Origin of the sequence: Acinetobacter sp. SwsAc2 (assembly GCF_013391465.1) — a bacterium.
Lineage (GTDB): Bacteria > Pseudomonadota > Gammaproteobacteria > Pseudomonadales > Moraxellaceae > Acinetobacter > Acinetobacter johnsonii.
The window spans coordinates 1-5922 of record NZ_JACBEZ010000062.1; the positions used below are offsets into that span (position 1 = coordinate 1).

Genomic DNA, 5922 nt, shown 5'->3' on the forward strand with positions numbered 1-5922 from the left:
AAATGTATATCGTTGGCAGAAGAAGTTATTTAGACCAATGATCAAAAACTTCATTGATGACTTTATTCTCGATAAAAATCATCTGCTACCACAGAGAGTCTATAAATAACAGTGCGTAAGTCCTATACTATTTTTATCAATCAATAAAAAAGCACCCCAAATGGAGTGCTTTTTTTTTACTCAGTCAAAGACTACAGCTTAAATTTCACGTACCGCACCTTTAGAGGCACTGGTGGTATGCATCGCATAGGCTTTTAAAGCTTTAGAGACTTTACGTGGACGCTGTTCAGCAGGTTGCCAGCCTTTGGCTTCTTGTGCTTCACGGCGCGCAGCCATGGTTGCTTCATCCACCGCTAAGTGAATACTACGGTTTGGAATATCGATTTCGATACGGTCACCATCTTCCACCAAACCAATTGCACCGCCTTCAGCTGCTTCTGGAGACACGTGACCAATGGATAGACCTGATGAACCGCCCGAGAAACGACCATCGGTGAGTAAAGCGCAATCTTTACCAAGCCCTTTCGATTTTAAGTAACTGGTTGGATACAACATTTCTTGCATACCCGGACCACCACGTGGGCCTTCGTAGCGAATCACCACCACATCGCCAACGGTAATTTTTCCGCCTAGAATCGCTTCTACCGCAGCATCTTGGCTTTCAAACACACGTGCCGTGCCGTTGAATTTCAAGATGGAATCATCTACACCCGCAGTTTTTACAATACAGCCTTCAAGCGCAATGTTGCCGTACAGCACAGCCAAACCACCATCTTGAGAGAAAGCATGTTCAGCATTACGAATGACGCCATTGTTACGATCACCATCTAATCGTGAGTAGTAACGGTCTTGTGAAAATGCAGTTTGCGTCGGTACACCGCCCGGTGCTGAACGGAAGAATTGATACACGTCTTCGTCTTCAGTACGGATGATGTCCCACTTGTCCAAAGCATCTTTTAAGGTTTTTTCATGCACAGTTGGCACAGACGTATCCAACAACCCTGCACGATCCAATTCACCCAAGATCGACATGATGCCACCTGCACGGTGTACATCTTCCATGTGCACGTCTTGTTTTGCAGGGGCAACTTTACACAGCACAGGCACTTTACGTGACAAACGGTCAATGTCGGTCATGGTAAAGTCAACTTCAGCTTCATGTGCCGCTGCCAACAAGTGTAGAACGGTATTGGTTGAACCACCCATTGAAATATCCAGCGTCATAGCATTTTCAAAGGCTGCTTTGGTGGCAATTGAACGCGGCAACAAGCTGTAATCGTTTTGTTCGTAATGGCGTTTGGTAATTTCAACGATCAATTGACCCGCTTTTTCGAATAATTTTTTACGATTGGCATGGGTTGCTAAAGTTGAACCATTGCCCGGAAGCGATAGGCCCAAAGCTTCGGTTAAACAGTTCATTGAATTTGCAGTAAACATGCCTGAACATGAACCACAGGTTGGACAAGCTGAACGTTCGTATTCAGCCACTTCTTCATCAGTGAAGCTGTCATCTGCTGCGACAATCATGGCATCAACCAGGTCAATCGCGTGTTCATTACCACGGATTTTCACTTTACCCGCTTCCATCGGCCCGCCAGAGACAAACACCACTGGAATATTCAAGCGCATAGACGCCATCAACATGCCCGGGGTAATTTTGTCACAGTTTGAAATACAGACCATCGCATCAGCACAGTGCGCATTGACCATGTATTCCACTGAGTCAGCGATGAGGTCACGTGAAGGCAATGAATACAGCATGCCATCGTGTCCCATCGCGATCCCATCATCGACCGCAATGGTATTAAATTCTTTAGCTACGCCACCTGCTTTCTCAATTTGACGTGCCACAAGTTGACCTAAGTCTTTTAAATGAACGTGACCCGGTACAAATTGAGTGAATGAGTTGACTACCGCAATAATCGGCTTACCAAAGTCTTCGTCTTTCATCCCCGTTGCGCGCCATAAGCCACGCGCACCCGCCATGTTTCTTCCGTGTGTTGATGTTTTTGAACGATAGTCAGGCATTATACTTTTCCAACATAGTTGTGCTTGAGATGAATGTCCACATTCACTCTGGCTAAAATCTGAGTTCTGAGAGTGTCAAACTGTCAAAAATTTAAACATAGCATATTCGCATTCTGCGTAAATCTCGTTTTTAGGCATCTCGACCTAAATTATCGAAGGCAGTAAGTTTGCGCGCTACATTTTAACCGATGAGCTGACATTCAATTGCATATGGAAACTACTATAACCCGTTCAATCGCCTTGCAATACAAAACTTCTATGAATAATTTTTAAATTTTGCATGAGTTTTATTTATATGAAATACAAATTTTGAGCGATACGCTATCAAGGGTCCTTTCTCTATTTTTTGAATAAAACTCTCGTACATCATCTAGTTAGAACTACTCTATCGGCTTTTTATGCAGGATAAATCTGTAGCTGCTCGAGTTTTGCTATAATTGTTTTAATCTTCTCCTTTTTTCCGAGTATTTCTTGAAAATCATCTTTGCAGGCACGCCCGAATTTGCGGCTGTGGCATTAGACGCTCTCCTAAAAACAGAACATGAAATTGTAGCCGTCTATACGCAACCTGACCGTAAAGCAGGTCGTGGGCAGAAACTTACCGCTTCAGCCGTGAAGCAGTTGGCTTTAGCGCATGATATTCCTGTGTATCAACCGCTGCATTTTAAGTCCTCAACTGAAGAAGGTCTGGCTGCTCAAGCTGAACTCAAAGCCTTAAATGCAGATGTGATGGTGGTGGCTGCTTATGGCCTTATTTTGCCGCAAGTGGTTTTGGATACGCCTAAATATGGCTGTTTGAACATTCACGGTTCACTGTTGCCCCGCTGGCGGGGTGCAGCGCCTATTCAACGCGCAATTTCTACTGGAGATACCGAAACCGGGGTCACCATTATGAAAATGGCGGCTGGCTTGGATACGGGCGATATGATGTATAAAACCTACTGTCCGATTGAAGCTACCGATACCTCTGCAAGCTTGCATGATAAATTGGCACAACAAGGGGCTGAAGCGACGGTCAAAGTGTTAGCCTCTGAAAGCACATTGCAGCACTATTTAGACAACCGCGAAGTGCAAGATGAAGCTTTGACACTCTATGCACACAAACTCTCTAAGGCTGAAGCGCAAATTGATTGGACTTCAACAGCGGTGCAAATTGACCGTAATATTCGCGCATTTAACCCATGGCCTGTCGCATTTATCGCACTGGATGAAAGCAATAATCTGCGCGTTTGGGGTTCGATGTTGTCTCAAGAAAATGCCCAAGCTCAAGCTGCAGGGACCATTTTAGCCATCGATAAACAAGGTGTTCATGTGGCTTGTGGCGATGAACAAGCAGTGTGTTTAAGCTCTCTGCAATGGCCTGGTGGTAAACCCCTAAATGCCGTACAAATTTTACAAACCCAAAAACTAAATATTGGACAAATTTTATAATGAAACAATCTCCCCACGCCTCAGGTAAGACTCTAAACTTACGTGCTCAGGTTGTTAAAACGTTATTGGCTGTCCAAAATGGTCAATCACTGGCATCGGTACTTCAGCAACACATGGCGATTGTGTCTGACAAAGACCGTGCCTTGTACCATGAATTAGTTCTTGGCTGTTTACGCCAATGGCATGCGCTTAAACAAGTGACTTTACCGTTGTTGACTAAGCCACTGGAAAACCAAGTCGTTGAAACTTGTTTATATGTGGGTTTATACCAATTGCTGTGTACCCGCGTTGCAGCGCATGCCGCGATTTCTGAAACGGTAGAAGCAGCCAAACAATTGGGTATGGAAAGCTTAAGCGGTGTGGTGAATGCTATTTTGCGCCGTGCAACACGTGAAACTGAGCAGTTCTATGATGTTCTGGAACAAGCCTCAAATTTGCCAAGTTGGTTATCCAAACGTTTGAAAAAGGACTGGGGTGAGCAACTGGCTGAAATTAGCTACGAGCTGAAACAAGTTGCGCCCTTAACCTTGCGCGTCAACACCTTACAAGTTAGCCGTGACGAATATCTTGAAATTTTAGAAGATGAAGGCATTGAAGCACACGCGTGTGAACTTTCAAATGTTGGCATTGTGCTGGATGACAGTCTTCATATCCCAAGCCTGCCGGGTTTTGAGGTGGGTGGTTTTTCAGTACAAGATGAACATGCGCAACTCTGTGCAACCTTGTTGCCCGACTTAAATGGCAAATTCGTAATTGATGCCTGTGCAGCACCTGGCGGCAAGACAGCGCATATTTTAGAGATGTATCAGCCAAAAAAACTGATTGTACTCGACCAAGATGAAAAACGCTTAAAACGTGTGTCTGAAAACTTAGAGCGTTTGGCTTTAAGCGAAGAGCCTGTGGAAATTATCACTGCCGATGCGGTGAAGTGGACATCACCTGAACTTGCAGATTGTATCGTTCTCGATGCACCCTGTTCTGCCATTGGAGTAATCCGTCGCCATCCCGATATTCGTTTACTGCGTCAGTCGGGCGATATTGCTAAAACAGTACAACTCCAAAAGCAAATTCTTGAAAATATGTGGCAACAACTTAAAGTCGGCGGCACATTGCTATACATCACCTGCTCGATTTTGAAAGCCGAAAATGAACAGCAAATGGTCGACTTCTTTGTTGAACATACGGATGCGAAAGAAATTAAAATTGATGCCGATTGGGGGCTTGAGCAGATTCATGGTCGCCAACTACTCCCTCAAGTAGGGCGTGGCGATGGTTTTTATTATTGTCGCATTGAAAAGATTTAAAAATTAAAGGAGCTGAAAAGCTCCTTTTTTAATCGAGAACTGGTATGGGTCCAAATTTTCCTAAACTTATACTTTGAAGTGATGCAGTAAGTATTTTTTACTGATTGCGTACTATAGTTTAGTCATGCAGTCAAACATATAATGATAACCCCTTCATTCTTTGTTTAATTATATATCAGCGTAATCGTAGCCTGTGCCTGAACCAGCGTTGCTGGTACAGTAGCGACATTTGAATAGTAACGCGCTTTAAATGCTTTAGAAACCGTACCACTGGAACCAATGGTTCCAAAACTAAAAAAGCTATTTGAACTATTAATATTTTTCGGGGCAATCGATAAAGCGCCTCCAACACTGTCGGTAATTTGCACTGAAACATTAGGAGAATGGATATTTTTTAATAATCCACTCTGATTACTTGCAGATGCATCATTATTATCAGTTAACAAGGCAAGTAGAGTTTTATTGCTATCCTCTGAACTACAGCGACTCACATCCACTGTAAATGAAGTATCTCCAGCAGTTTGACCTACCGCAGTAAAGCTACTACTTGGTATAGTTGGTAAATTAACATTAATTGCTGCACCATTATTAATTACACAGGTGGATTTTGTAATTTGAAAAGAACCATTCATCACGACTGGAACAGTGGTTGTCTTTGGATTAGAGTTTATAAGTGAAGTTCTATCTATGACTGAAAAATTACCCAATTTTAAATTTGAGATATTATAAGTGCCCTCAGCATTATTTAAACCCGATACCAAGATCCGGACTTTTTGTAATCGCAAGCCACGCGTATCACTGGTACCAGAATAGAGGGGCTTTGTTGCACAAAGATTTAAAAGATAACACTCTGCTCATTTGAACAGAATTCAAGTGACAACTTGGGTATGAGGACGACCTAATTCTGTAAATTTGTTCAATACGGCTATGCGTGCATGAATCTCATTCACCTGACTAGAAAAACTCCTTGCTGTTAATTTATCACCTAATAGTTTGATGCAATGCATCTTGGTTTCAACTAAACTTCGACGATGATAACCAGACCATTTTTCCCAAAGCGTTCTTCCTAAACGTTTAACTGTTTTCAGTAACTCATTCCGCTCTAAAGATCTCAATTTCTGATCTTTCCATGGTTTTGCATTTTTTCTTGGCGGAATGA

The 5922-nt window shown here is 42.9% G+C and carries 4 protein-coding genes and 2 pseudogenes; 3 read left to right on the forward strand and 3 right to left on the reverse strand.

The features are described from left to right. A pseudogene (locus tag HYI04_RS16415) lies at window positions 1–109 on the forward strand (IS701 family transposase); the annotation flags it as partial. Between the two features lie 89 nt (window positions 110–198). Here HYI04_RS16415 and ilvD read toward each other — a convergent pair. Further along, window positions 199–2028: a dihydroxy-acid dehydratase gene (gene ilvD / locus HYI04_RS16420; RefSeq protein ID WP_178896403.1), complete on the reverse strand. Its 1830-nt coding sequence runs from the start codon at window positions 2026–2028 to the stop codon at window positions 199–201. A 471-nt stretch (window positions 2029–2499) separates the two neighbouring features. Here ilvD and fmt point away from each other — a divergent pair, with 471 nt between their 5' ends. Then, window positions 2500–3459: a methionyl-tRNA formyltransferase gene (gene fmt / locus HYI04_RS16425; protein WP_178896404.1), complete on the forward strand. Its 960-nt coding sequence runs from the start codon at window positions 2500–2502 to the stop codon at window positions 3457–3459. Continuing rightward, complete coding sequence (gene rsmB / locus HYI04_RS16430; protein WP_178896405.1) at window positions 3459–4763, forward strand: 16S rRNA (cytosine(967)-C(5))-methyltransferase RsmB; 1305 nt, start codon at window positions 3459–3461, stop codon at window positions 4761–4763. The genes fmt and rsmB overlap by 1 nt, the downstream gene beginning before the upstream one ends. Window positions 4764–4927: 164 nt before the next feature. On the opposite strand, the pseudogene HYI04_RS16435 reads toward rsmB, so the two are convergent. Next, a pseudogene (locus HYI04_RS16435) lies at window positions 4928–5575 on the reverse strand (fimbrial protein); the annotation flags it as partial. A 57-nt stretch (window positions 5576–5632) separates the two neighbouring features. After that, window positions 5633–5922: transposase (locus HYI04_RS16440; RefSeq protein ID WP_372239188.1), on the reverse strand; the 290-nt coding region annotated here is incomplete at its 5' end.